Origin of the sequence: Stenotrophomonas sp. STK17_22 (assembly GCF_051983905.1) — a bacterium.
Lineage (GTDB): Bacteria > Pseudomonadota > Gammaproteobacteria > Xanthomonadales > Xanthomonadaceae > Stenotrophomonas > Stenotrophomonas maltophilia_A.
Window position 1 is genome coordinate 1,907,782 of sequence record NZ_CP197010.1, and the last position, 25,120, is coordinate 1,932,901.

Here is a 25,120-nt window from a genome sequence, read left to right on the forward strand (position 1 = left end):
GGCTGCGAGCCCTGCCGAAAACTCCCTTGGGCGTAGAATGCGGGCATGAGCGAATCCCTCGATAACCACCTGGTCCACGGCCGCCGCCAGCGGCCCGACGGCCCGTCGCCGATCGATGTCATCTCGGTCCAGTCGCAACTTGTCTACGGCCACGCCGGCAACAGCGCCGCCGTACCGCCGATGCGTGCGCTCGGTGTGCGCGTCGCGGAAATTCCGACCGTGTTGCTGAGCAATGCGCCGTTCTACGACACCACGCGCGGTCGGGTGCTGCCCGCCGACTGGTTCGCCGACCTGCTGCTGGGCACCCACGAGCGCGGCCTGCCGCAGCGGGCGAAAATGCTGGTTTCCGGCTACTTCGGCAGCACCGCCAACGGTGCCGCCTTCGCCGACTGGCTGGACAACATCCTGCCGGCCTGTCCGCAGCTGCGTTACTGCCTGGATCCGGTGATTGGTGACACCCACACCGGCCCCTACGTGGAACCGGGCCTGGAAGCGATCTTCGCCGAGCGATTGCTGCCGCATGCCTGGCTGGTGACCCCGAACGCCTTCGAACTGAATCGTCTGACCGGTATGCCGGCACTGGCCGAGGCTGATGCCATCGCCGCCGCGCGTACGCTGCTTGACCGTGGCCCGCACTGGGTGATCGCGCACAGCGTGGGCGGTAACCCGGGTGAGCTGGTGACCCTGGTGGTCGGTCGCGAGGAAACCTGGCGCTGGACTTCGCCGCTGCTGCCGGTGGACGTGGCCGGCACCGGTGACGTGCTGATGTCGCTGGTGGTGTCGTTCCTGTTGCGAGGTGAATCGATGCAGCAGGCGATTTCGCGTGCGATTGCCGGTACCCACGCGGCGCTGGAGGCGACTCTGGACAATGGCTTCGAAGAGTTCGACGTGATCGCGGCGGCGCCTGCCGCACTGGCCGAAGGCACGCGCTTCCGCGCCGAACGCGTGGCATGAGCGGTCTGCTCGAACGCACGCCGCGCACGGTCGGCATCGTCGGCAGTGCCGGCGCCTATGGGCGCTGGCTGAGCCGCTTCTTCCAGCAGCACATGCAGCTGCAGGTGATCGGCCACGATCCGGCCGATCCGGACTCGCATACGCCGGAACAGCTGCTGGCGCAGGCCGACGTGCTGGTGTTCTCGGCACCGATCCGGCATACGCCGGCTCTGATTGCCGAGTACGTGCGGCAGTCGGCCGGCCGTGAGCAGGACCGGCTATGGCTGGACGTGACCTCGGTGAAGGAAGCGCCGGTGCAGGCGTTGCTGGCCTCTCAAGCCGAAGTGGTCGGCCTGCACCCGATGACCGCGCCACCCAAGGCGCCGACCCTGAAGGGCCGGGTGATGGTGGTCTGCGAAGCGCGGCTGCAGCACTGGCAGCCATGGGTCGATACGCTGTGCGCTGCGCTGCAGGCCGAGTGCGTGCGGGCCACGCCGCAGCACCACGACCAGATGATGGCGCTGGTGCAGGCGATGGTGCATGCCACCCACCTGGCCCAGGCCGGCGTGCTGCGCCAGTACCAGCCGCAGCTGGGCGATCTGGCCGCGATGATGCCGTACCGCTCGGCATCGTTCGAGCTGGACACGGCGATCATCTCGCGCATCCTGTCGCTCAACCCGGCGATCTACGAAGACATCCAGTTCGGTAACCCGTACGTGGCGCCGATGCTGGAACGGCTGGTCGGCCAGCTGCAGGCCCTGCAGGCGCAGGTCGGGCAGGGCGACGACCGTGCGCGTGGTGAATTCCGCGGGCAGCTGCTGTTGGCCAACCGCAGTGCCTTCGGCGAGCAGGCGCTGGCGGACGGCAACTACACCTTTGAACGCGTGGGTTATCTGCTGGCTGACCTGACCGAGCGTAATGCGTTGTCGGTGCACCTGCCGGAGGACCGGCCAGGCTCACTGCGTGAGCTGCTGAACGTGTTCGAGCAGCATCGCATCAGCCTGGCTTCAATCCATTCCTCGCGCACGCCTGGTGGCGAAGTGCATTTCCGCATCGGGTTCGTGGCCGGCAGCGATGCTGCGGCGATCACCCGGGCCGCAGCCGACGTGGACGCCAGCGGCATCGGGCGGGTGCTGGGCTGAATTCATCCACAGGCGGTGTGGATGGTTTCTGAGCAAACGTGTGGATAACCTCGCTCAGGCCTTGGCAGCAAAGGCTGTCAAGATGACTGGCCAAAAAATGATCACGCCTTTTGTAGAGTCGAGCCATGCTCGACCGCCTTGGGCAAAAGGCGTGTCGACCAAGGTCGACACCTACCAGAGGCAAGAAAGCGGGTCGATCAAGGTCGACAGCCGCCAGAGCGGGGCGATACGAAATCCGGTAGCGCCGGGGTCATGCCCGGCGAACCTCAGATCGTCAGTCGCAGCTCGCCGCCACTGGTGGTGAACTCGCGGCCATCGCGCACCAGCGGCCGCCCGTCATCCAGTTCGTAGCGTGGCGTGGCTTCAGAGTGATGCCCGCTGCCATTCGCCTCGGGCTTGAACTCGATGATGATGTGGCTTTCGCCGTTGCTGTCGACGGCGGGAAACTGACGGAACGACATCGTGCACCTCCTTCAGCGGATGCGGCTGTTGCGCGGCCAGCTTGGCCGCGCCGATGTTAGCCGGACGTCATCAATCGATGAACTGCAGGCGCGCAAGTTCAGCGTACAGTCCACCTTCGGCCAGCAGCTGCGCGTGCGTGCCCTCGGCGACGATACGGCCCTGGTCCATCACCACGATGCGGTCGGCCTTGAGCACGGTGGCCAGGCGGTGGGCGATGACCAGCGTGGTGCGGCCGGCCATCAGCCGCTCCAGCGCCTGCTGCACGCTGTGCTCGCTCTGCGCATCCAACGCGCTGGTGGCTTCGTCCAGCAGCAGGATCGGCGCGTCCTTGAGCAGTGCACGGGCAATTGCCACGCGCTGCTGCTGGCCGCCGGACAGGCGGGCACCGCGCTCTCCCAGTTCGCTGTCGTAGCCCTGCGGCAACGCGCGCAGGAAGCCATCGGCCTCGGCCGCTCGCGCGGCATCTTCGACTTCGGCGTCACTGGCCTGCAGGCGGCCATAGCGGATGTTGTCGCGCGCACTGGCCGCGAACAGGGTGGGCTGCTGCGGCACCAGCGCCAGCTGCGCACGCAGCTCGGCCGGGTCGACCTGGCGCACGTCGATGCCATCCACGCAGATGCGGCCATCGGCCGGGTCGTGGAAGCGCAGCAGCATCGAAAGCACGGTGCTCTTGCCCGCCCCCGACGGACCCACCAGCGCCACGGTCTCGCCCGGACGCACGTGCAGGTTGAAGTGGTCCAGCGCAGCCTGGTCCGGGCGTTGCGGATAGTGGAACACCACATCATTGAACTGGATCTCGCCGTGCAAGGGCTGCGGCAACGCGTGCGGCTGTGCCGGCGCACGGATCTCGATGTCTTCCTGCAGCAGTTCGCCGATGCGGCCCATGCCGCCGGCCGCGCGCTGCAGTTCGTTCCACACTTCGGCCAGCGCGCCCACCGAGCCGCCACCGATCAATGCATACAGCACGAACTGGCCCAGCGTACCGGCGCTGAGGCGGCCGTCGATGACGTCGTGCGCGCCCAGCCACAACACACCGACGATGGCGCCGAACACCAGCAGGATGGCGCTGGCGGTGACCAGCGACTGTGCGCCGATGCGGCGACGGGCGGCGCCGATGGCATCACCGAGTGCCTTGTCGAAGCGCCCGCGCTCGTACGGCTCGCGTGCATGTGCCTGCACCGTGCGTACCGCACCCAGGGTTTCACTGGCCAGGCTGTTGGCATCGGCGATGCGGTCCTGGCTGTTGCGTGCGACCGTGCGCAGCTTGCGCGCGCCGATGATGATCGGCAGCACCGCCAGCGGAATGCCGAGCAGCGACCATGCGGCCAGCCGTGGGCTGGTGACGAACAGCATTGCCAGGCTGCCGATGACGGTGACCGTGCTGCGCAGCGCCACGGACATGGTCGAGCCGACCACGCTGCGCAGCAGTTCGGTGTCCGCGGTCAGGCGCGAGACCAGCTCTCCGCTGCGGCTGCGGTCGTGGAAGCCGGCACCCAGCTGGATCAGGTGGGCATACAGCTGGCTGCGCAGGTCGGCCACGACCTTTTCACCCAGCAACGATACGAAGTAGAAGCGCGCGGCCGTACCCAACGCCATGACGACCGCCACCAGCATCAGCAGGGCGAAGGCACGGTTGATCTGGCCGCCGCTGCTGAAACCGTGATCGATCATCTGCTTCACCGCCGGAGGCAGGCTCAGCGTGGCTGCAGAAGACACCGCCAGGGCCAGCAGCCAGGCGGTGAACAGGCCGCTGTGGCGGCGCACGAACGGCCACAGCGTGCGCAGGCTGCCGAGGCGCCGCAGCGGCGGGGTCGAAGCGGGGGCGTCGTCCTTGTCAGTCATCCTGGTCGTCGTCTTCTATGCGGATACGGTCACGGGTGGCGTCGCGCAGGCGGATTTTCAATGCGTCGACCTGATCGGCAGGCAATTCGATCCGCAGGCACACACCATTGGCATCGAACTGTTCATCGCGCTTTTCGGCACCGAAGGCGGGCAGGGTGGCATGCAGGGTACCCAGGTCCTCGAAGCCGGCCAGCAGCTGCAGCCGGGCCATCGCCACCAGCGGCAGGCGCGGGGCGGTGCGCAGGCACTCGGCGGCGGCGCCGCCGTAGGCGCGCACAAGGCCACCGGCACCGAGCTTGATACCGCCGAACCAGCGCGTCACTACCACCATCACCCGGTCGAAACCCTGGCCGTCGATCGCCGCCAGGATCGGACGTCCAGCCGTGCCGGCCGGCTCGCCATCGTCGCTGGAGCGATAGTCCTGCCCATGCCGGTAGGCCCAGCAGTTGTGGGTGGCATCGGCCACCGCAACCTGCTGCAGGAACGCCATGGCCGCTGCGGCGCCATCGATCGGCGCGGCCTGGGCGATGAAACGGCTGTGTTTGACTTCCAGCGTGTGGCTGACCGGCTGGGCGAGAGTATCGAGCATTCCCGTCATTCTACGGGGTTGCCGGGTATTCCCGTCCGCTTCAGTCGTCCAGCAGCGGGCGCAGGTCGCGCGGCAGGCGTGCTTCCGGGTACTGCTGCATGTAGCGCTCCAGGCTGGCACGGGCCAGATCGCGCTGGCCGTCGTCGCGTCGTGTACGGATCTTCTGCAGCCACTGCCGGCGCGGCAGTCGTGCGTCAGCGTCCACCTCGGCCTGCACGGCATCCGCGCTCAGGCCCGCATCGCTGCCACGGCGCATGATGCCAGGTGCGGAACGGCTGGGAGCCTCGCGCTTCATCGAAGTGATTTCTACCCGGTCCAACGCCGGGGCCTGTTCGGCCTGCACGCTGTTGGACTCTGGCGTGCCTGCCGAGCGCGCCTTCAGCGAACCACTGGCGACAACCGGCGCCATCAGCGGCGCGGGTGCCGAGTAGGCGGTGGGAGCCGGAGGCGCAGGGGGGGCTGCTGCCGGCGCTGCGGCCGGAGCGGGCGGCAGGGCCGCAAAGGAGGTATCGGCGGCCGCATCCGCAGCCATCGATCGTGCAGCCTGGGCCGGCGCTTCAGCGGTCTCGGCGGGCGCAGGCTTGCTTGCGCGCGCGATGGCCGGTGCCGGGGCAGCGGCAACCGGGGCTGCCTCGGGTGCTGCGGGCGCAGCGGCCGGTTCCGCAGTCGCCACCGCGCTGTCGGCTGCACTGCGCTCAGCGGCCTGATCGGCAGCCGCGACGTCGTCTGCCGCAGCCGGTGCCGCCGCAACAGCGGCCTCACCCGCCGGAATCGGTGGCGGTTCCGGACGCAGCTGCCAGGCGATGCCGATGGCGAACACCATCGAAGCGGCGATGCCGAACACCGCCGGCCAACGCGGGCGTGTGCGCTGCGTACGTGGTGCTTCGGGAGAGGCGACCGCATCGGCAGCCGGAGCGTCCACGGCAGCGCGGGCCGCGGCCAGGATGGCGGCGTCCAGTGCGGCGGGCGGTGCCTGTTCGGCGCGACGGCCGAGCAGCCGGGCCAGCTCGCGTTCTTCCGGCGTCAGCGGTTCGTCTCGGTTCATGCGTTCAATCCCGCACGCAGCTTGTCCATCGCATAGCGCAGCCGCGATTTCACGGTTTCCCGGCCTACGCCGGTGATCTGGCCGATCTCCTCCAGGCTCAGTTCCTGATCCAGCCGCAGTTGCAGCACTTCGCGCTGCTCCGGCGGCAGTTGTTCCATCGCCAGCTGGATGCGGCGACGTTGTTCGAATTCGGAAAGCTCGCCTTCCGGGGTCTGTCCATCCTCGATCGCGGCCAGGCGCAGGTCGGCATCGGCCGGGGCAGCCGGCCGGTGGCGGGCGGCGCGCCAATGGTCGTTCAGGCGGTTGTGGGCGATGCGGAACAGCCAGGTGCTGAACGCCGCGTCCGGTTGCCACCCCGCACGGGCGCTGATCACCCGCTGCCAGACGTCCTGGAAGATCTCCTCGGCCAGCGCGTTGTCGCGCAGTTGCCGCAGCAGGAAGCCGAACAGGCGCTTGCGATGGCGCGCATACAGGCTTTCAAACGCGCGCAGGTCGCCACCGGCCCAGGCCAGCATCAAGGCTTCATCGGTTGGCAGTGCGCTGGCTTCCACGGCGTACAGGGTAAGGCCTGCAGGCGATGGCGCATAGCCGGTGGCGAGGGCGGGCAGGGCGGGGGTCATGGCTCGGAAGGGGCTACGGTCAGCAGGAAAAACGTACGGGCGCACGATTCGGGGTTTACGGGCTTCCATTGCCCCCCGGGTGGCGCGCTATGCTCGGCGGCTCAGGGGAGGCGACGCACTGACGGCGCCAAGAGATTGTCATTTGTCCACGCATGCTGAACCGGCGAAAGAGCCACCACACGAGGCCGTGCTGAGCACGGCGCTGGTGCGCGCGTTGCATGCGCTTCTGCCGGAAACGGCTGTGGTCCGTGTCGGCTGGGATGACCCGCAGCTTGGCCGTGGCCAGGGGGCCTGGCCGAGGGCGACTGCCGGAGGTGATGCGGCAGCGCCAGGCGTGGGCGACGGCCAGCATGGCTGGGAACATGATGGGGCGCGCCTGCTGTTGTCGGTGGAAGGCGCGGTGCCTTCGCCGGCATGGTGGGGGATTGCCCGGCAGGCGATGGAGCTGGCGCTGCAGCGCGGCCGCCAGGCCGGCCAGATCAAGGCGCTGGAAGAGGCCGAGCGGTTGCAGCAGGCCTTGTTCCAGATTGCAGATCTGGCCGGTGCCGACCTGGAAATGCCCGAGATGCTGCGCCACGTGCATGGTGTGCTGGGCACGCTGATGTATGCCGAGAACTGCTACATCGTGGAATACGACGATGTGCGCGACCAGATCCGTTTCCTGTACTTCGCCGATCAGGTCGATGATTTCGTTGCCGATCCCACGCAGAGCCATGACGCCAGCGAGATGCCGCGCAGCCTGACCGTGGCGTTGCTGCGTCATGGCAAGCCGCTCAGTGGTCCCTCGCGCGAACTGCTGGCGCAGGTGATGGAGCAGGAGCACGACCCGCAACGCGGGCCCGAAAGTCTGGATTGGCTGGGCGTGCCGATGCTGCGCGATGGCCGCGTATGCGGTGCCATCGTGGTTCAGAGCTATGAGCAGGCGGCCCGCTATGGCGAGGCCGAGCGCGCATTGCTGGGCTTCGTTGCGCAGCACGTGCAGACCGCGATGGACCGGCGCCAGGCGCAGGTGCGGCTGGAGCAGCAGGTGGCGCGGCGCACCCAGGAACTGCAGCGCGCCAATCACAGCCTGCAGGACGAGGTGGCCGAGCGTCGACGCGCCGAACAGCTGCAGACCGCCCTGTACAACATCGCCGAGATGGCGATGTCGGCCGACAGCCTGGCGCAGTTCTACGGACAGGTGCATGGGGTGGTCGGGCGCCTGCTCGACGCACGCAATTTCTACATCGCTTTGGTCAACCCGGCCGGCAACGGCCTGGACTTCGTCTATTCGGTGGACGAGCACAATGCCAGCCGCGCGCCGCGACCGTTCAGCCGGGGCCTGACCGAGTACGTCGTGCGCAACCGGCGGCCACTGTTGGCATCACGCGCGCAGATCGATGCGCTGTTGGCCAGTGGCGAAGTGCGTGAATCCGGTGCGCGCTCGCACTGCTGGCTGGGCGTACCGCTGCTGCGCGACGACGAAGTGGTCGGCGCGATCGTGGTGCAGAGCTACAGCGAGAACAGCATCTTCAGCGTGCACGACCAGCGCCTGCTGACCTTCGTCGCACAGAACATCGGTACCGGCCTGGCCCGTCAGCGCGACCAGCAACGGCTGCGCTCGGCGCATGCCGAGCTGGAAAAGCGCGTGGAAGAACGTACCCGCGAGCTGGCCGAGGTCAACGAGAAGTTGCTCGGGCAGATTGGTGAACGCCTGCGGGCCGAGCAACGCCTGACCCACCAGGCCATGCACGATGCGCTGACCGGCCTGCCCAACCGCCTGCACCTGCTGGACCGCCTGCAGGATGCGCTGGCGCTGGCCAAGCGAGAGGGCGGCCCGGTGTTCGCCGTGCTGTTCCTCGACCTGGACCGCTTCAAGCTGGTCAACGACAGTATCGGCCACGCTGCCGGTGACCGCATGCTGGTGGAAGTGGCCAAGCGCATCGTATCGATGGCTGGCGCCGAGGACGTGGTGGCCCGGCTGGGCGGTGACGAATTCGCGGTGCTGCTGCAATGCCCGCAGGGCCTGGCCCAGGCCTTGGACTTTGGCCAGCGCCTGCTGCTGGCGCTGCAGGAGTCGATGTGGATCGCCGGGCGCGAGCTGTTTCCGTCCGGCAGCCTGGGCATCGCGCTGTGGAACCCCCGCTACCGCACCGGCGAAGAGCTGCTGCGTGATGCCGACGCGGCAATGTACCGGGCCAAGGCGCAGGGCCATGACCGCTGTGCGATCTTCGACGAAGACATGCGCGAGCAGGCCATGCGCAGCCTCGATCTGGAAGCCGACCTGCGGCGTGCGATCAACAACCGCGATTTCGTCCCGTTCTACCAGCCGATCGTGCGCCTGTCCGATGGCGAGGTGGTGGGCCACGAAGCGCTGCTGCGCTGGCAGCATGAGCGCCGCGGCCTGCTGCTGCCGGGGGCGTTCCTGGAGCTGGGCGAGGAAAGCGGCCTGATCGAGCAGGTCGACTGGCTGATCTACGAACAGGTGATTGCCGGCCTGGCCGAGGGCGGGCAGAGCTACGTCTCGGTGAACGTATCACCGCGCCATTTCCGCTCCGCCGGGTTCAGTGGCCGCCTGTTCGGCCTGCTGGATGCATGTGGTGCCGATCCGCGTCGGCTGCGCCTGGAGATCACCGAGGTGGCGCTGCTGGACGATGGTCCGCACACGCTGCGCATCCTGCAGGGCCTGCGCGAGCGCGGCATCCAGGTGCAGCTGGACGATTTCGGTACCGGCTTCTCGGCGCTGTCCTACCTGCACCGTTTTCCGATCAGTACGCTGAAGATCGACCAGAGCTTCATCGCCGGCCTGCATGGGCCGGAAGTGCAGAGCACGCGGGCGCTGGTCGAGGGCGTGTTGTCGTTGGCGCGTACGCTGGGCATCGAGACCATCGGTGAGGGCATCGAAACCGAGGCGCAGCGGCAGACCCTGCGCGAACTGGGTTGCGACTACGGCCAGGGCTATCTGCTGGGGCGGCCCGCACCGTGGAGCTGCGCGGCGGTCTGAGCCGCCGCGCAGGAAAGCATCAGCGCAGGGCGGCGCGACGCTTTTCGTCGATCCACTTCGAGGCCTGCGCTGGCTTGTAGTTCTTCATCCACTCCAGCATCGCTTCGATATCCGAGCCGTACCACAGGTCCTGGCGCTGGTCCGGGTGCAGGAAGCGCTCTTCCACCATGCGGTCGATCATGCCGATCAGCGGGGCGTAGAAACCTTCCACGTCGAGGAAGGCGCACGGCTTGTTGCCGATGCCAAGCTGGCGCCAGGTCAGCATCTCGAAGATCTCTTCCATGGTGCCGAAGCCGCCGGGCAGCGTGACGAAGCCGTCGGCGAGGTCGAACATGCGCGACTTGCGCTCATGCATCGAACCGACAATTTCCAGTTCGGTCAGGCCGCGGTGGGCCACTTCCCAGTCGGCCAGCTGGCGCGGGATCACGCCGGTCACTTCACCGCCGGCGGCGAGCACGGCATTGGCCACGGTTCCCATCAGGCCGACATTGCCGCCGCCGTACACCAGGCGCATCCCGTCGCGGGCGATGCGATCACCCAGGGCAATGGCGCGTTCGGTATAGGCCGGCTTGCTGCCAGCGTTGGAACCACAGTACACACAGATCGATTTCATGGATCTTCCTGTCTCTTGGCCGGAAACGAAAACGCCCCGTCTCCGACCGCAGGGCGGTCAGGGACGGGGTGCCCAAGGATTATGAGGCCTGGAGAGGCCTTCTGTAGAGCCGCGCCGCGCTCGGCTGCTCTTCGTTCAGTAGAGTCGAGATCCTATGTTCGTGGTCAAGCCTGCTGGAAGCAGGCTTGACCCACCTTCAGCATCGCCGGATCGAAGTCCCGGCCGCTTTTGAAGACACCCCAGGCGATCCTGGCCAGCTTTCTGGCCAGGATGTTGAAGACGGCGGTGCTGGGGTGACCGCGTTTTGACAGCTCGTCGTAGAGCGGTTGCCCCCGACGACACCGCTTGAGCCCCATGGCGGCCATGTAGAGCATCTGGCGCAGCACTGGCGCGCCCTGTTTGGACAGCCGACGCCGTCCCGTTCTGCCGCCAGACTCGTTAGGCCGGGGATCCAGGCCGGTGCAGGCGATCCACGCGTTGGCGTTGGCCAACGGCCAGCGCGTCATGTAGTAAATCAGGTGAGCGGCGACGGCGGGGCCGATACCAGGGATGGTCAACAGGCGCTTGTAGAGCGTGCCATGCTCTCCATCGCGACCCAAGCGCTGCAGTTCGCTTTCCAGCTCGGACAGCGTCCCAGCCAGAGCGCAGAACAGATCTGACAGCTCCCCGGGGGCACTTTTGCTTACCCCGAAGGATTGCTCCAGCCGCGCGCGTGTCTTTACCAGCGTCTGCCGCTTGCGCAGCAAATCGTGCATCTGCTGCTGCTCATCGGTACGCGGTACGTATTCACGCAGGCGATCGTTCTCCTTCTTCACGTACCGGGCGATCGCTTCGGCGTCCATGGCGTCCGTCTTGCCACGCGAGCCCGTCGCCCGGCCGTAGTGCTTGATCAGACGTGGATTGATCACATAGACAACGTGGCCTGCCTGGCCAGCCATCCGAGCCAACAACTCGTAGTACCGCCCCGTCGCCTCCATGCCAATCCGGCATCGCTGGGGCAAGGTGTTGAGCCACTGGGCTATGCCGGCCCGGGTGTTGGCGATCCTGTCGCCGGCCTTGCGGTCGGCCACTGCCGGTACGAACTCCTTGGAGTCCACGTCCACGCCAATATCGAGAGAATCAGACATTTGTACGGCTCCCAGCTATCTTTAAGGGGCTGGGGTGGTACCGCACCGACGTTAGCTTGCCTACATCGACGATCCCCTTTGGGGGCCGTACGATCCTTTATCGACGTTCGTGTGCGGGATGGGGATCGCTCGACTCGTCTGTCGGCTAGTATCCGCAGATGCATGCTTGACGGTCCCTCCACCCTGGCTCCTACATACCGCGTAGGAGCCGGGAGGAACATACAAGCTTGCTCGACTATCGCGGCGCCTGAACGAAGTGCAGTCGAGCAAGCTCGACTCTACAAAGAACGAGACTTACGCCGCCGCTGCCTGCTCGCGGCGCGGGCCTTCACGCAGCGCGCGGCCGACCATCCCCACCAGCAGGTCCAGCTCTTCGCTGTCCATGCCGAAGTGCGGAGTGAAGCGCAGCGAGTTCTCGCCACCGTGAATCACGTTGATGCCGTGCTGGCGCAGCCATTCCTCGGTGGAGTTGGCGCCGTAGCACTTGAACTGCGGCGCCAGTTCGCAGGAGAACAGCAGGCCGGTGCCCTGCACCTTGGTGATCAGTCCGCCCAGCTCGTTCTTCAGCTGTTCAAGCTTGCGCACGGCCTCGGCACCACGCTCGGCGATGTTGGCGCGCACCTGCGGGGTCAGCTGGGCCAGGGTGGCGCAGGCCACGTCCAGCGCACGCGGGTTGCTGGTCATCGTGTTGCCATAGATGCCCTTGCGGTACAGCTGCGCGGCATGCTCGGTCACCGCCAGCACCGACAGCGGGTACTGCGCGGCGTTGAGTGCCTTGGAGTAGGTCTCCATGTCCGGCGGGTCCAGGCCTTCGAAGCCCGGGTAATCGACCACCGAGAGCACGCCATGCGCACGCAGGCCGGCCTGGATCGAGTCGAGCAGCAGCAGGCTGCCATGGGCACTGGTCAGTTCGCGGGCAACGGCATAGAACGACGGCGGCACCGAGCGGCCCGGGTCGCCTTCGCCCATCACCGGTTCCAGGAACACCGCCTCGATGAACCACTGGTTGCGCGTGGCATCCTCGAACACCTTGCGCAGGCCGGCTTCGTCGTAAGGCGCCACGGTGATCACCGAATCCTCGCCACGGTAGCTGGCCAGGTGCTGCATGTAGCTCTTGCGGCTGGAATCCGAATAGAGGGCAGGGCGGTCGGTGCGGCCATGGAAGCTGCCCTTGACCACCACGCGCTTGATCGCAGCACCGGCGTGGCGTGCGCCCGGGTCGGTCTGCAGCTTGGCGTTGACGTCGGCGATGCGCGCGGCCAGGCCGACCGCCTCGGAACCGGAATTCAGGCACATGAAACGGGCGAACGGGCAGCCGCCACGGCGGTGGCCGATCTCGGCGCGCAGGGCGGTGATGAAGCGCTGCTGCGACAGGCTGGGGGTCATGATGTTGGCCATCACCTGCGGGCGGGCCATCGCCTCCAGCACGGCGTCCGGGGTGTGCCCGAAGCCGAGCATGCCGTAGCCGCCGGCGTCGTACAGCACGGCGCCTTTCAGGGTGACCACCCACGGGCCGCGCGCAGCCAGTGCCACATACGGGGTCACCGCGTCATCGGCATAGAAATTGACGAAACCGTCCTGCATCGCGTCGATCTGCGCCTGTTCGTCCTGCGCCAGCAGCGGCCCCAGGTCGGCCTGCACGCGCGCGAATTCCTCGGCGGCGGCGTCCACCGCGGCGATCAGCTGCGGGTGGTTGGCGGACAGGGCGGTCAGGGTGGCGTCGTCCAGGCCGGAGGTGAGGCGGGTGCCGGGCTGGTTGCGCAGGGGGGCGAGGCGTTCGATGAAGCTCATTGCAGATCTCCTGAAACAATGGGTCGCACGGGTCTTCAAAAGCAAAACGCGCGTCATCACGCGCGCTTGGGGCAGGCTCGTGCAGCGGACTTCCGACTCGATGCTAGCACTTGTTTTTTTGCGCGATAACCCCGCAGAAACCTGCTGCATAGCAGCATTTTGCGCGACGTTCGCCGCGAAGCACGCCGGCTCGCAGACGCTGGACGTACAATGCGCGCCATTGTCGACCTGTTGCCGCCCACTGCCTTGAAGAAGTCCGATTTCAACTACGACCTGCCGGCTGAACTGATCGCGCAGGCGCCCCTGGCCGAACGTTCCGCAAGCCGCCTGCTGCTGGTGCCTCCGGCGCCCGATGCCTTCACCGACCTGCAGGTACGCGACTTGCCGTCGCTGCTGCAGCCGGGCGACCTGCTGGTGTTCAACGACACCCGGGTGATCCCGGCGCGCCTGTTCGGGCAGAAGGCCAGTGGCGGCCGCGTGGAGATTCTGATCGAGCGCCTGCTCGGCGGCCAGCAGGCCCGCGCGCAGGTGGGCGCCAGCAAGTCGCCGAAAGCGGGCAGCCGCATCGCGCTGGATGCCGGTGGCGAAGCCGAGGTGCTGGGCCGCGATGGCGAGTTCTACGTGCTGCAGTTCCATGTGCCGGAATCGCTGGAACAGTGGCTGCTGCATGCCGGCCGCCTGCCGCTGCCGCCCTATATCCAGCGCGAGCCGGGTGTGGATGACCGCGAGCGCTACCAGACCGTGTTCGCGCGTGAAGTGGGCGCGGTGGCCGCGCCGACCGCCGGCCTGCATTTCGACGAACCGCTGCTGGCCGCATTGAAGGACAAGGGCGTGGACTTCGGCCACGTCACCCTGCACGTGGGTGCGGGCACCTTCCAGCCGGTGCGTGCCGATGACCTGAAGGACCACGTGATGCACCGCGAGTGGCTGAATGTCGGTGCCGAGCTGGTGCAGCAGGTGCGGCGCACGCGCGCCGCTGGCGGCCGCGTGATCGGCGTCGGCACCACCGTGGTGCGCGCGCTGGAAAGCGCGATGCGCGATGGTGAACTGCTGCCGTTCGCCGGTGAAACGCAGATCTTCATCACCCCCGGCTACCGCATCCGCAGCGTCGACGCGATGGTGACCAACTTCCACCTGCCGGAAAGCACGCTGCTGATGATGATTTCCGCGTTCGCCGGCAAGGAGCGCGTGTTCGAGGCCTACCAGCACGCGATCGAGCAGCGCTACCGCTTCTTCAGCTACGGCGACGCGATGCTGCTGTTCCCGCAGGCGGGGTAGGGCGCTGACCTCTGCCTGCTTGTGGTCGGTGCGCACCGTTGGTGCGCACTTGCCGGTGCCTGGAGGCCAGGAAAGCCACGCATGGCGCGGCTCTACTGCCGTGCCGTTCAGGCCTGAATGGGCGGTCGACCCGGTTTTGGGAGACAATGGGTGACTATTTGCCCGAATGACCGCTCCATGTCCCGATTGCAGTTCCAGCTCAAGACCCGCGACGGCCGTGCCCGCCGTGGCCGCCTGACCTTCCCGCGTGGCACGGTGGAAACGCCGGCCTTCATGCCGGTGGGGACCTATGGCTCGGTCAAGGGCATCCTGCCGGACCAGGTGCGTGCGCTGGGCGCCGAGATCATCCTCGGCAACACGTTCCACCTGTACCTGCGGCCGGGCCTGGACATCATCGCCGACCACGGCGGCCTGCACGGCTTCTGCCGCTGGGATGGCCCGATCCTGACCGACTCCGGCGGCTTCCAGGTGTTCTCGCTGGCCCACCGCCGCAAGATCACCGAGCAGGGCGTGACCTTCGCCTCGCCCACCGACGGTGCCCGCGTGTTCCTGGGCCCGGAAGAGAGCATGAAGATCCAGAAAGTGCTCGATTCGGACGTGGTGATGATCTTCGACGAGTGCACCCCGTACCCGGCTACCGAGGATGTGGCGCGCCGCTCGATGGAGCTGAGCCTGCGCTGGGCCCAGCGCAGCCGCAACGCGCATGACGAGCTGGGCAACGACGCCGCCCTGTTCGGCATCGTCCAGGGCGGCGTGCACACCGACCTGCGCAGCCGCTCGGCCGAGGCCCTGCAGGCGATCGGCTTCGACGGTTACGCCATCGGTGGCCTGGCCGTGGGCGAACCGGAGCACGAGCGCAACGCCATGCTCGACCACCTGGACCCGGAACTGCCGGGCGACCGTCCGCGCTATCTGATGGGTGTGGGCCGGCCGGAGGACCTGGTCGAGGGTGTCGCACGTGGCGTGGACATGTTCGACTGCGTGATGCCCACCCGCAACGCCCGCAACGGCCACTATTTCACCTCGTTCGGCACCGTCCGCATCCGTAATTCCCAGTACGCGCGCGACATGGATCCGATCGAGCCCGGCTGCGGCTGCGTGGCCTGCAGCGGCGGTTACACGCGTTCGTACCTGCGCCACCTGGACCGCTGCAACGAGATTCTGGCGCCGATGCTGGGCACCCTGCACAACCTGTTCTATTACGAAAAGCTCATGGCCGACATCCGTGCGGCCATCGAGGCGGGAACCTTCCTGGCCTTCCGTGAGTCTTTCTACGCGGCACGCGGGGCGGTAGCACCGCCCCTGTAACCCGAACACCCCCTGCCAAACGGCCCAAGGACGAACGCCCGGGGCCGTGGCATACTTCAAGGCTGACCCAGATCCGCGGTCGACACCCCGTGCCCGTGAAAGGGCCGGAGCGCCGCCCAACCAAAGGACCAACGATGAACCTGCTTGCCTTCCTGATTCCCGCCGCCCACGCCCAGGCCGCCGGCGGCCAACCGCAGGGCATGGGCCTGACCACGCTGCTGTTCCCGGTCATCCTGATCGCCATCATGTACTTCCTGATGATCCGCCCGCAGATGAAGCGGCAGAAGGAGCACAAGGCCATGCTGGAGAAGATCAAGCGTGGCGACGAAGTGCTGACCAACGGCGGCATCGCCGGCATCGTCACCGACATCGGCGACAACTTCATCACCATTGAAGTGGCGGACAACGTGCGCATCCGCGTGCAGAAGGGCGCTGTCGGCAACGTGCTGCCGGCCGGTACCCTGAAGTCGGCCCAGTAAGCCACTCCCTTTCCGATGCACAACCGCGGCGCCGGGGATGGCGCCGCGCGGGACCCAAGCAATGCTCGAATTTCCACGCTGGAAGTACGTCGTCATCCTGATCGTACTGGCGCTCAGCGCGCTGTACGCGCTGCCCAACATCTACCAGAAGGACCCGGCCCTCCAGATCACCGCCAACCGTGGCGGCCAGATCGACGATGCGCTGCGTGACCGTGTGCTGGCCGACCTGAAGAAGGCCGGTGTCGCCACCGTCGGTGCCGAGAAGGAAGGGGAGAGCCTGATTGTCCGCCTGCCGGACCTGAAGGCGCAGTCCGCTGCCAGCGACGCCCTGCGCGACACCGTTGGCGAGCAGTACACCGTGGCCCTGAACCTGGCCTCGACCGTGCCGGACTGGCTGGCCAACCTCGGCGGTCGTCCGATGGTGCTGGGCCTGGACCTGCAGGGCGGCGTGCACTTCGTGCTTCAGGTCGACCAGAAGGCGGCTCTGGACAAGCGTCTGGACGCCTATACCGAAGACGTGCGCAGCACCCTGCGTGATGCGCGCATCCCGTACCAGTCGGTGGAACGCCGCGCTGACAACAGCATCGTGGCGAACCTGAGCCCGTCCGCCGGTGACGACGCCGCGCAGCGTGCCCGCACTGCCCTGGTGAAGGCGCAGCCGACCCTCGGCTACGACGTCAGTGGCAATCGCATCACGGTGACCGTGCCGGAAACCGAGATCACCCAGATCGCCAACGGCGCCATCGAGCAGAACATCAACACCCTGCGCAACCGCGTGAACCAGCTCGGCGTGGCCGAGCCGATCATCCAGCGCCAGGGTGCTGACCGCGTGGTGGTGCAGCTGCCGGGCGTGCAGGACACCGCCGAAGCCAAGCGCATGATCGGCGCCACCGCTACCCTGGAATACCGGGCCGTGGTTGACGGCAATGCACAGGACGCCATCAACTCCGGGCGCATTCCGCCGGAAGCGAAGGTCTACCAGCGTCGTGATGGCGGTGGTCCGGTCCTGCTGAACAAGCGCGTGATCGTCACCGGTGACCAGATGGTCGGCGCGCAGGCGGTGACCGATTCGAACAGCGGCTCTCCGGCGGTCAGCGTGACGCTGAACAATGTCGGCGGCCAGCGCATGTTCGACTTCACCAGCGCCAACGTGAACAAGCCGATGGCGGTGGTCTACACCGAGCGCGTGCCGACCGTGACCGTCGTTGACGGCCAGGAAGTGCGTGGCTTCAAGGTCAACGAGGAAGTCATCTCGGTGGCCAACATCAACGGCGTGTTCGGCAAGAACTTCCAGACCACCGGCCTGCAGAAGAAGGAAGCCGAGGACCTGGCCAAGCTGCTGAAGTCCGGCTCGCTGGCCGCGCCGATGGACTTCGTCGAAGAGCGCGTGGTGGGCCCGAGCCTGGGTGCCGAGAACGTCAAGAACGGTATGCGCGCGGTGGTGTTCGCATTCCTGTTCACCCTGGTGTTCTTCAGCGTCTACTACCGCATGTTCGGCGTGATCACCTCGATCGCGATGCTGTTCAACCTGCTGATCGTGGTAGCGGTGATGTCGCTGTTCGGCGCGACCATGACCCTGCCGGGCTTCGCCGGCCTGGCGTTGTCGGTCGGCCTGTCGGTGGACGCCAACGTGCTGATCAACGAGCGTATCCGTGAAGAGCTGCGTGCCGGCGTGCCGGGCAAGACCGCGATCGTGACCGGTTACGAGCGTGCTTCCGGCACCATCCTCGACGCCAACCTGACCGGCCTGATCGTCGGTGTGGCGCTGTTCGCATTCGGTACCGGTCCGCTGAAGGGCTTCGCGCTGACCATGATCATCGGTATTTTCGCCTCCATGTTCACCGCGATCACCGTGTCGCGTGCGCTGGCGACGCTGATCTACGGCCGCCGCAAGAAGCTCCAGAACGTGGCCATCTGACGGGACGACACGCACATGAAACTGTTTCCGCTGCACATCCTCCCGAACGACACCAAGATCGACTTCATGCGCTGGCGCCATGTCGCGATGGTCGTCACGGTCATCGTGTTCCTGGCCTCGGTTGCCATCATCGGCTTCAAGGGCTTCAACTACGCCCTGGACTTCACCGGCGGCACCCTGATCGAAGCCCGCTTCGACAAGGCGGTGGACGTCGAGCAGGTCCGTACCAAGCTCGAGGAAAGTGGCTTCGACGGTGCCCAGGTGCAGAGCGTCGGTGGCAACACCGATCTGCTGATCCGCCTGGCCCCGCACGGTGAGCACGCTGCCGGTACCGGTGACGCCGCGCACGAGGACAAGGCCACCGCCGCCGCCGTGGTGAAGGCCCTGTCCACCGCCGACAACCAGGCCACCGTGCTCCGCAACGAGTTCGTGGGCCCGCAGATCGGCAAGGACCTGGCGATGAATGGCCTGTACGCCACGATCTTCATGCTGGCCGGCTTCCTGATCTACATCGCGGTGCGCTTCGAATGGAAGTTCGCGGTCACCGCCAGCATCGTGGCGATGTTCGATCTGATCGTGACGGTCGCTTACGTGTCCCTGCTGGGCCGTGAGTTCGACCTGACCGTGCTGGCCGGCCTGCTGTCGGTGATGGGCTTTGCGATCAACGATCTGATCGTGGTCTTCGACCGCGTCCGCGAGAACTTCCGCAGCCTGCGCGTGGACTCGATGGAAGTGCTGAACCGTTCGATCAACCAGACGCTGTCGCGTACGGTGATCACCGCGGTGATGTTCTTCCTGTCGGCGCTGGCCCTGTACATGTACGGCGGCAGCTCGATGGAAGGCCTGGCCGAGACGCACATGATCGGTGCGGTGATCGTAGTGCTGTCCTCGATCCTGGTGGCGGTGCCGATGCTGACGATCGGTTTCCTGCGCGTCAGCAAGCAGGACCTGCTGCCGAAGGCGAAGGACATCGAGGCCCTGGCCCGTCGCCCGTAAGCACCCGCTGCACGCAGCACGCAGAGAACCCCGCGCAAGCGGGGTTTTTTGTTGGCAGGGCTTGCAGCCCTGCACCCGCGGTAGTGCCGGCCGCTGGCCGGCAACAGCAATAGCAACAGCGGGCATTCCGTGGAATGGTGGGGCCATGTGGATTGGCAGGACACGCCGTAAACCCATCCATGGGGGCTCGATGGCGCCATCCATGGCGCCAACGGTCCTGCCAACCCACATGGCCCCACCTCTGACAGATTCCTGCGGCTGTTGGATCGCGCGGCTGTTGGTAGGTGTCGACCTTGGTCGACACATCTGTCAGATATTGAATGAGTTCATCCATGTCGACCAAGGTCGACACCTACCAGAGCAGGATGCCGCTCCAACAGATCGCGGAAATCTGTCGAAGGCGGGGTGGGTCCGGTTGCGGGGGTGTCCGCGGCATGGATGCCGCGGCCAAGCCTCCATGGACGGATTTACGGCGTCTCCCGCAACCGGACCCACCCCGCCAACCCACAGGAACCCAGCTTTTGAAATTGCTCCGGCTCCGGCCGTTGCTCCGGCCTCTGCGGGTGCAGGGTGCAACCCTGCAGAACAAACCCCACCCTACGCCAGCGTCGGTTGTGCATTCGGCCCCCGCGCACTACGATCCTGCGGTTCGCGCGCGCAGGCGCGCACCCGTATTCCTGCTGAGCGCCCCGTGCGCCGCATCTGCCAACCCGAGGTATCCATGGTCATCAAACCGCGCGTCCGCGGCTTCATCTGCGTCACCACCCACCCGACCGGCTGCGAGGCCGCGGTCAAGCAGCAGATCGACTACATCCGCGCGCGTCCGCCGATCCAGAACGGTCCCAAGCGCGTGCTGGTGATCGGCGCCTCCACCGGCTACGGCCTGGCTGCGCGCATCACTGCCGCCTTCGGCAGTGGCGCCGCCACCCTGGGCATCTTCTTCGAACGCCCGGGTAGTGAAACCAAGCCGGGCACCGCGGGCTGGTACAACTCGGCCGCGTTCCACAAGTACGCCGACGAAGCTGGCCTGTACGCCAAGAGCATCAACGGCGATGCCTTCTCCGATGAAGTGAAGGCCAGGACCATCGAGATGATCAAGGCCGATCTCGGCCAGGTCGACCAGGTCGTCTACAGCCTGGCCGCGCCGCGCCGCAAGCATCCGAAGACCGGCGAGATCATCAGCTCCACGTTGAAGCCGATCGGTGAGCCGATCACCCTGCGTGGCCTGGATACCGACAAGGAAGTGCTGACCGAGACCCACCTGCAGCCGGCCACCCCGGAAGAAATCGCCGGTACCGTTGCGGTGATGGGCGGTGAGGACTGGCAGATGTGGATCGATGCGCTGGCCGATGCCGGCGTGCTGGCCAACGGCTGCACCACCACCGCCTTCACCTACGTGGGCGAAGAGATCACCCAGGCGATCTACTGGAACGGCTCCATCGGCGCCGCCAAGAAGGACCTGGACACCAAGGTGCTGGGCCTGCGCGAAAAGCTGGCGAAAATCGGCGGCGACGCGCGCGTGTCGGTGCTGAAGGCGGTAGTCACCCAGGCCAGCTCGGCCATTCCGACCATGCCGCTGTACCTGTCGCTGCTGTTCAAGGTGATGAAGGAAAAGGGCACCCACGAAGGCTGCATCGAACAGCTGGATGTGCTGTACGACATCCTCTACGGCGGCAAGGCCGATGGCGTGGCGGTCGATCGTCTGCGCCACGACCTGGTCGATGGCGATGGCCACACCGTTGCGCTGGTCGATGACGAAGGCCGCCTGCGTGCCGATTACAAGGAAATGGCCGCGGACGTGCAGGGCAAGGTGGTCGCGCTGTGGCCGCAGGTGACCAACGAGAACCTGTACGAGATCAGCGATCTGGCCGGCTACAAGGCCGATTTCCTGCGCCTGTTCGGTTTTGGCGTGGAGGGTGTCGACTACGAGGCCGACGTCAATCCGGACGTGAAGATCGAAAACCTGGTCGACATGACCTGATCAACGAAGAGGCCGGCGAAAGCCGGCCTTCTCTTTGGGTGGTGCCGGCCAGCGGCCGGCACTACCATCGGTCATCCGAACTCGAAGCCCATCTCCGGCAACGCCGGGCCGACGAAGTCGCCCTGCACGTAGTCCACGCCGGCGCTGAACAGCAACGTCATCGAATTGGCATCGCTGACGAACTCGGCGATGGTGCGGATGCCGGCTTCCTGCGCGCGCGCGGTGATCTGGCTGATGCGATCGATGTTCTCGCGGGTGGCCGCCAGGTCACCGGTGAAGCCGCGGTCCAGCTTGAGGAACTGCGGCTGGAAGTGGGCCAGCAGCTGGAACGAATCCAGCCCCGAACCGAACTGCTCCAGGCCGATGCGGCAGCCCAGCGGTGCCACTTCAGCAAGGAACTGCTGTGCACTGCGCAGGTGGGTGAACACCTTCGCTTCCGGCGCATGCAGCCACAGCCGTTCGCCAGGCACACCCTGAGCCTGCAGCTCGCGGCGCAGGGTAGCGATCATCTGCGGGTCGTCGAAGGATTCCGGCGTCACTTTCACCAGCATCTGCGTGGCATGGCCTTCGCGTGCACGCTGGCCCAGCACCGCGATGGCCCGTGACACCACCCAGCGGTTGATGTCGGCCAGCAGGCCGTGCTCCTCCGCGATACCGAGGAACGCGGTCGGGCTCAGCAGTTCGCCATTGTGCTCCAGGCGCAGGTAGGCCTCATACAGCTCCAGCGACTCGCCCTGTAGGTTCAGCACCGGCTGGTAGTGCAGCTGGAAGCCGTCACCGGCCAGCGCTTCACGGATTCGGGCGACCCAGCGCAGCACGCGTTCTTCCTCCACGCGGTCGGCGGCAGCCGGGTCGAAGATGCGGCAGGTGTTGCCCAGTTCGGCGGCGGCCTGCGTGCACTCGCTGGCGCGCGCCAGCACCTGGCCGATGCTGGCGATCTTCTCGCCCACCTGCACGCCACCGATGCTGACCGTTACCGTGGCCGAGCGCGCGCCGATGCTGAAGACGTGTGCGGCGTAGGCTTCGCGGATGCGCTCGGCCAGTGCCACGGTCTGCGCATAGGGCCCGGCCTGCAGCACGGCGAAATTGTGCTCGCCGAAGCGGGCCAGCTGTGCGTCTTCGCCAACGACTTCGGCCAGCAGCGCGGCGAGCGCGCCGATCAGGGTGTCGGCCGAGGCCAGGCCAATGTCCGGCAGCAGGCGCGCGTAGTGGTCCGGCTCGATCAGCAGCAGGCCGAACTGGCCTTCGCTGCGCCCGGCCTGGGCCACCGCGCTTTCCAGCTGCAGCATGAAGGTCGGGCGATTGAGCAGGCCGGTGACCTGGTCGCGCTGGCGCAGGTCCTCGACCTCACGTGCCAGCTCAGGGTCGAATTCCATGCGGCGGCGGAGCACCACCTGCAGGCAGGATTCGCCTTCGTAGGTGGCAGCGGCAAACTCCATCGTCGCCGGGAACGCACTGCCATCCTCGTGGCGCGCGTCGAGCTGGTACTGGGGCGGCGGCGCCTCGCCACGGCTGAGGCCCTTCAGCAGCTGCTTGAAGCCTTCCACATGCTGGGCGGCGACCATGTCCAGCAGCGAGATGCCTTCGATGTCGTCGAAATGTTCGTAACCGAACATCTCCAGATAGGCGTCGTTGGCGCGGATGTGCATGCCTTCATGCACGTAGGCGATGGGGTCGCGCGAGGAGGCGATCAGCGCGTCGCAGCGGCGCTCGGTCTCGCGCATCTGCGCCTCGATGCGGCGCAGGCCGCGGCGTGCCTGCAGGTCCACCCACTGGTCGCGGACCACGGCGAGCAGGTGCTCGGGGCGCTGGCGCAGGGCGAGGGCGCGGATGCCATGGCTGCTGGCCTGCACCAGTTCGTCCTCGTCGATGCGCTCGGCCAGCAGTACCAGTGGAATGTCCTTGCCGCTGGCAGCAATATGCTGGGCCACCAGTGGCAGCGGGATGCCCTGGGAGGGCGAAGCCAGCACCAGGTCGATGGCCTGGCTGGCCAGCACCTGGGCCAGCTCGGCTGCATCCTGCGGACGCCACGGGCGTACCGCGATGCCGCTGTTGCGCAGCGTGCTGACGATGGCTTCGGCATTCTCGCCGCTGTCATCGACGATCAGCAGGCGGATGGTGATGTCGTTCGCGTTCTGCATGCACTGCTCCCCAATCTGCAAATCTAGATACACGATGCGCGGCGAACCGTCCATGCGCGCACCCCTTGCACGCATTGAACGGCGATGTGGTTCACACCGCGCCACCGGCTGCGTGGCCGCTGGCCCAGGCCCACTGGAAGTTGTAGCCGCCCAGCCAGCCGGTCACATCCAGCACCTCGCCGACGAAATGCAGGCCGGGCACGCGCTTGGATTCCATCGTCGAGGACGAGACCTCGGCGGTATCCACGCCGCCCAGGGTGACCTCGGCGGTGCGGTAGCCCTCGGTACCACTGGCCACCAGCGGGAACGCGCCCAGCAGCTGTGCGGCCTGGCGCAGCACCGGCTCGTCCAGCTGGCGCACGGGCCGGTCGGGCAGCCAGTGTTCGCACAACCGCTGTGCCAGCCGCTTCGGCAGTACCTCGGCCAGCACCGTGCGCAGCTCGGCGGCAGGACGTTCGCGCTTCATCTGGCGCAACCACTCGCCGGCATCCTGGCCGGGCAGCAGGTCCAGCTCCAGCGCGTCGCCGGGTTGCCAGAACGAGGAGATCTGCAGGATCGCCGGGCCACTCACGCCGCGATGGGTCAGCAGCATGAAATTCTGGAAGCTCTTTCCGTTGCAGCGCGCCTCGATGGGCAGAGCGACGCCGCTGAGATCGGCCAGCCGTTCCTGGTGCTTGCCGCTGAGCGTCAGCGGCACCAGCCCGGCGCGGGTCGGCAGCACCTGGTGGCCGAACTGTCGGGCCACTTCATAGCCGAAGCCGGTGGCGCCCATGCTGGGAATGGACAGGCCGCCGGTGGCCACCACCAGCGAGGCGCAATGGAACAGGCCCTGCGTGGTGTGCACGCGGAAACCATCGCTGCCATGCTCGATGCGCTGCACGCTGCAGTCGGTACGCACCTGCACGCCTGCCGCCTGGCATTCGTCCACCAGCATCTTCACGATCTGCTTGGACGAGACATCGCAGAACAACTGGCCCAGCTCTTTTTCGTGATACGCGATGCCGTGCTTGCTGACCAGCTCGATGAAGTGCCAGGGCGTGTAGCGCGCCAGTGCCGACTTGCAGAAGTGCGGGTTGGCCGACAGGAAGTTGGCCGGAGTGGTGCCGGTGTTGGTGAAGTTGCAGCGGCCACCGCCGGACATCAGGATCTTCTTGCCGACCTTGTTGGCATGGTCGATCACCTGCACCTGGCGGCCGCGCTGGCCAGCCGTGATCGCGGTCATCAGCCCGGCCGCACCGGCGCCGATGACCACCACGTCGCAACGGATCGTGCTCATGCCTTGGCGCGCTTGCGCCAGTTCGGGATCACGTCGAGCTGGATCTGGTCGTTGAGCAGCTGCACTTCACCGTCCTGGATCAGCACGCTCCAGCGCATGGCGCGCTGGATCTGCTGGCCCCAGCGCTCGACGAATTCACCGTCCAGATCAACCACCGAGAGATTGTCGAAGCGTGCCAGGCCCTTGCTCTGCTTGCCCCACCAGATCTCCGAGGCGTTGCCGCCGTAGTTGATCACCTGCACCTGGCGGCTGCGATTGCTGGCCTTGCGGATGCGCGATTCGTCCGGATGGCCCAGGTCGATCCACTGCAGGATGTCGCCGGTGTAGTCGTGTTCCCACAGATCGGGCTCGTCATCGGTGCTCAGGCCGCGGCCGAATTCCAGGCGGTCGCCGGCGTTCAGCGCGAAGGCGAGCAGGCGCACCATCAGGCGATCGTCGGTCTCGGACGGGTGCTGGGCCAGGGTCAGGTTGTGGGTCGCGTAGTAGCCGCGATCCATGTCGCTGATCTGCAGTTCGGCCTTGCGGATGGTGGCGGTGAGGGCCATGGGGGGTCCGTGGACTAAAGACGACAATGATAGAGGTTTGCTCCAGGGGTG

The 25,120-nt window shown here is 66.7% G+C and carries 20 protein-coding genes; 9 read left to right on the plus strand and 11 right to left on the minus strand.

What is annotated here, in order from left to right; translation table 11 throughout:
* Positions 1-45 precede the first annotated feature (45 nt).
* Together pdxY and ACSYS9_RS08900 are read left to right on the plus strand one after the other, a co-directional pair.
* Entirely contained in the window at positions 46-954 is a 909-nt protein-coding gene (gene pdxY, locus ACSYS9_RS08895; RefSeq protein WP_071229544.1) for a pyridoxal kinase, read from the plus strand.
* Positions 951-2,075 carry a prephenate dehydrogenase gene (locus ACSYS9_RS08900; protein WP_071229543.1) on the plus strand — a complete coding sequence of 375 codons (1,125 nt, stop codon included), beginning with the start codon at positions 951-953 and terminating at the stop codon, positions 2,073-2,075. The genes pdxY and ACSYS9_RS08900 overlap by 4 nt, the downstream gene beginning before the upstream one ends.
* 266 nt (positions 2,076-2,341) lie before the next feature.
* Here the strand turns inward: ACSYS9_RS08900 and ACSYS9_RS08905 are convergent, their stop codons facing one another.
* The 5 genes from ACSYS9_RS08905 to ACSYS9_RS08925 all read right to left on the minus strand — a co-directional run bounded on the left by ACSYS9_RS08905 (position 2,342) and on the right by ACSYS9_RS08925 (position 6,528).
* On the minus strand, positions 2,342-2,536 hold the full coding sequence (locus ACSYS9_RS08905; protein ID WP_005409247.1) for a hypothetical protein: 195 nt from the start codon (positions 2,534-2,536) through the stop codon (positions 2,342-2,344).
* Between the two features lie 70 nt (positions 2,537-2,606).
* Positions 2,607-4,379, minus strand: coding sequence for an ABC transporter transmembrane domain-containing protein (locus ACSYS9_RS08910; RefSeq protein WP_071229542.1), 1,773 nt, complete (start codon positions 4,377-4,379; stop codon positions 2,607-2,609).
* Entirely contained in the window at positions 4,372-4,968 is a 597-nt protein-coding gene (locus tag ACSYS9_RS08915) for an IMPACT family protein (protein ID WP_049437266.1), read from the minus strand. Before ACSYS9_RS08915 ends, ACSYS9_RS08910 begins: the two co-directional genes overlap by 8 nt.
* A 40-nt stretch (positions 4,969-5,008) precedes the next feature.
* Positions 5,009-6,013: a hypothetical protein gene (locus tag ACSYS9_RS08920; RefSeq protein WP_071229541.1), complete on the minus strand. Its 1,005-nt coding sequence runs from the start codon at positions 6,011-6,013 to the stop codon at positions 5,009-5,011.
* Entirely contained in the window at positions 6,010-6,528 is a 519-nt protein-coding gene (locus ACSYS9_RS08925; RefSeq protein WP_229301232.1) for an RNA polymerase sigma factor, read from the minus strand. The genes ACSYS9_RS08920 and ACSYS9_RS08925 overlap by 4 nt, the downstream gene beginning before the upstream one ends.
* Positions 6,529-6,775: 247 nt before the next feature.
* Here ACSYS9_RS08925 and ACSYS9_RS08930 point away from each other — a divergent pair, with 247 nt between their 5' ends.
* A complete protein-coding gene (locus ACSYS9_RS08930) occupies positions 6,776-9,616 on the plus strand; it encodes a bifunctional diguanylate cyclase/phosphodiesterase (protein ID WP_071229540.1) in 2,841 nt (946 codons plus the stop codon).
* Positions 9,617-9,635: 19 nt separating this feature from the next.
* Here ACSYS9_RS08930 and ACSYS9_RS08935 read toward each other — a convergent pair whose 3' ends face one another.
* The 3 genes from ACSYS9_RS08935 to ACSYS9_RS08945 all read right to left on the minus strand — a co-directional run bounded on the left by ACSYS9_RS08935 (position 9,636) and on the right by ACSYS9_RS08945 (position 13,147).
* Positions 9,636-10,229, minus strand: coding sequence for a TIGR00730 family Rossman fold protein (locus ACSYS9_RS08935; protein ID WP_071229539.1), 594 nt, complete (start codon positions 10,227-10,229; stop codon positions 9,636-9,638).
* Between the two features lie 164 nt (positions 10,230-10,393).
* Complete coding sequence (locus tag ACSYS9_RS08940) at positions 10,394-11,356, minus strand: IS110 family transposase (RefSeq protein ID WP_132808894.1); 963 nt, start codon at positions 11,354-11,356, stop codon at positions 10,394-10,396.
* A 294-nt stretch (positions 11,357-11,650) separates the two neighbouring features.
* Complete coding sequence (locus ACSYS9_RS08945; RefSeq protein ID WP_071228986.1) at positions 11,651-13,147, minus strand: aminotransferase class III-fold pyridoxal phosphate-dependent enzyme; 1,497 nt, start codon at positions 13,145-13,147, stop codon at positions 11,651-11,653.
* A gap of 210 nt (positions 13,148-13,357) precedes the next feature.
* On the opposite strand from ACSYS9_RS08945, the gene queA reads away from it, so the two are divergent.
* The 6 genes from queA to fabV all read left to right on the plus strand — a co-directional run bounded on the left by queA (position 13,358) and on the right by fabV (position 21,107).
* Complete coding sequence (queA, locus tag ACSYS9_RS08950) at positions 13,358-14,425, plus strand: tRNA preQ1(34) S-adenosylmethionine ribosyltransferase-isomerase QueA (RefSeq protein WP_049462689.1); 1,068 nt, start codon at positions 13,358-13,360, stop codon at positions 14,423-14,425.
* Positions 14,426-14,602: 177 nt separating this feature from the next.
* A complete protein-coding gene (gene tgt / locus ACSYS9_RS08955) occupies positions 14,603-15,733 on the plus strand; it encodes a tRNA guanosine(34) transglycosylase Tgt (RefSeq protein ID WP_071228985.1) in 1,131 nt (376 codons plus the stop codon).
* Positions 15,734-15,867: 134 nt separating this feature from the next.
* A complete protein-coding gene (gene yajC, locus ACSYS9_RS08960) occupies positions 15,868-16,212 on the plus strand; it encodes a preprotein translocase subunit YajC (RefSeq protein ID WP_005409257.1) in 345 nt (114 codons plus the stop codon).
* A 61-nt stretch (positions 16,213-16,273) separates the two neighbouring features.
* Positions 16,274-18,130: a protein translocase subunit SecD gene (gene secD / locus ACSYS9_RS08965; protein ID WP_071228984.1), complete on the plus strand. Its 1,857-nt coding sequence runs from the start codon at positions 16,274-16,276 to the stop codon at positions 18,128-18,130.
* 15 nt (positions 18,131-18,145) lie between these two features.
* The gene (gene secF, locus ACSYS9_RS08970; RefSeq protein ID WP_071228983.1) at positions 18,146-19,126 is read left to right on the plus strand and encodes a protein translocase subunit SecF; all 981 of its coding nucleotides are present in this window, start codon (positions 18,146-18,148) and stop codon (positions 19,124-19,126) included.
* 721 nt (positions 19,127-19,847) lie between these two features.
* The gene (gene fabV / locus ACSYS9_RS08975) at positions 19,848-21,107 is read left to right on the plus strand and encodes an enoyl-ACP reductase FabV (RefSeq protein ID WP_071228982.1); all 1,260 of its coding nucleotides are present in this window, start codon (positions 19,848-19,850) and stop codon (positions 21,105-21,107) included.
* Between the two features lie 71 nt (positions 21,108-21,178).
* Here fabV and ACSYS9_RS08980 read toward each other — a convergent pair whose 3' ends face one another.
* The 3 genes from ACSYS9_RS08980 to ACSYS9_RS08990 all read right to left on the minus strand — a co-directional run bounded on the left by ACSYS9_RS08980 (position 21,179) and on the right by ACSYS9_RS08990 (position 25,069).
* Positions 21,179-23,248 (minus strand): GGDEF/EAL domain-containing response regulator, encoded by a 2,070-nt coding sequence (locus ACSYS9_RS08980; RefSeq protein WP_049400115.1) that lies wholly within the window; start codon positions 23,246-23,248, stop codon positions 21,179-21,181.
* A gap of 91 nt (positions 23,249-23,339) precedes the next feature.
* Positions 23,340-24,524 (minus strand): NAD(P)/FAD-dependent oxidoreductase, encoded by a 1,185-nt coding sequence (locus ACSYS9_RS08985; RefSeq protein ID WP_071228981.1) that lies wholly within the window; start codon positions 24,522-24,524, stop codon positions 23,340-23,342.
* Positions 24,521-25,069 (minus strand): YaeQ family protein, encoded by a 549-nt coding sequence (locus ACSYS9_RS08990; protein WP_049400101.1) that lies wholly within the window; start codon positions 25,067-25,069, stop codon positions 24,521-24,523. Before ACSYS9_RS08990 ends, ACSYS9_RS08985 begins: the two co-directional genes overlap by 4 nt.
* Positions 25,070-25,120: the final 51 nt, after the last annotated feature.

What these genes read in the sequence shown, in the direction of transcription:
- pdxY (WP_071229544.1), top strand. Translation starts at nt 46, where the DNA reads ATGAGCGAATCCCTCGATAACCACCTGGTCCACGGCCGCCGCCAGCGG.
- ACSYS9_RS08900 (WP_071229543.1), top strand. Translation starts at nt 951, where the DNA reads ATGAGCGGTCTGCTCGAACGCACGCCGCGCACGGTCGGCATCGTCGGC.
- ACSYS9_RS08905 (WP_005409247.1), bottom strand. Translation starts at nt 2,536, where the DNA reads ATGTCGTTCCGTCAGTTTCCCGCCGTCGACAGCAACGGCGAAAGCCAC.
- ACSYS9_RS08910 (WP_071229542.1), bottom strand. Translation starts at nt 4,379, where the DNA reads ATGACTGACAAGGACGACGCCCCCGCTTCGACCCCGCCGCTGCGGCGC.
- ACSYS9_RS08915 (WP_049437266.1), bottom strand. Translation starts at nt 4,968, where the DNA reads ATGCTCGATACTCTCGCCCAGCCGGTCAGCCACACGCTGGAAGTCAAA.
- ACSYS9_RS08920 (WP_071229541.1), bottom strand. Translation starts at nt 6,013, where the DNA reads ATGAACCGAGACGAACCGCTGACGCCGGAAGAACGCGAGCTGGCCCGG.
- ACSYS9_RS08925 (WP_229301232.1), bottom strand. Translation starts at nt 6,528, where the DNA reads ATGCTGGCCTGGGCCGGTGGCGACCTGCGCGCGTTTGAAAGCCTGTAT.
- ACSYS9_RS08935 (WP_071229539.1), bottom strand. Translation starts at nt 10,229, where the DNA reads ATGAAATCGATCTGTGTGTACTGTGGTTCCAACGCTGGCAGCAAGCCG.
- ACSYS9_RS08940 (WP_132808894.1), bottom strand. Translation starts at nt 11,356, where the DNA reads ATGTCTGATTCTCTCGATATTGGCGTGGACGTGGACTCCAAGGAGTTC.
- ACSYS9_RS08945 (WP_071228986.1), bottom strand. Translation starts at nt 13,147, where the DNA reads ATGAGCTTCATCGAACGCCTCGCCCCCCTGCGCAACCAGCCCGGCACC.
- queA (WP_049462689.1), top strand. Translation starts at nt 13,358, where the DNA reads ATGCGCGCCATTGTCGACCTGTTGCCGCCCACTGCCTTGAAGAAGTCC.
- tgt (WP_071228985.1), top strand. Translation starts at nt 14,603, where the DNA reads ATGTCCCGATTGCAGTTCCAGCTCAAGACCCGCGACGGCCGTGCCCGC.
- yajC (WP_005409257.1), top strand. Translation starts at nt 15,868, where the DNA reads ATGAACCTGCTTGCCTTCCTGATTCCCGCCGCCCACGCCCAGGCCGCC.
- secD (WP_071228984.1), top strand. Translation starts at nt 16,274, where the DNA reads ATGCTCGAATTTCCACGCTGGAAGTACGTCGTCATCCTGATCGTACTG.
- secF (WP_071228983.1), top strand. Translation starts at nt 18,146, where the DNA reads ATGAAACTGTTTCCGCTGCACATCCTCCCGAACGACACCAAGATCGAC.
- fabV (WP_071228982.1), top strand. Translation starts at nt 19,848, where the DNA reads ATGGTCATCAAACCGCGCGTCCGCGGCTTCATCTGCGTCACCACCCAC.
- ACSYS9_RS08980 (WP_049400115.1), bottom strand. Translation starts at nt 23,248, where the DNA reads ATGCAGAACGCGAACGACATCACCATCCGCCTGCTGATCGTCGATGAC.
- ACSYS9_RS08985 (WP_071228981.1), bottom strand. Translation starts at nt 24,524, where the DNA reads ATGAGCACGATCCGTTGCGACGTGGTGGTCATCGGCGCCGGTGCGGCC.
- ACSYS9_RS08990 (WP_049400101.1), bottom strand. Translation starts at nt 25,069, where the DNA reads ATGGCCCTCACCGCCACCATCCGCAAGGCCGAACTGCAGATCAGCGAC.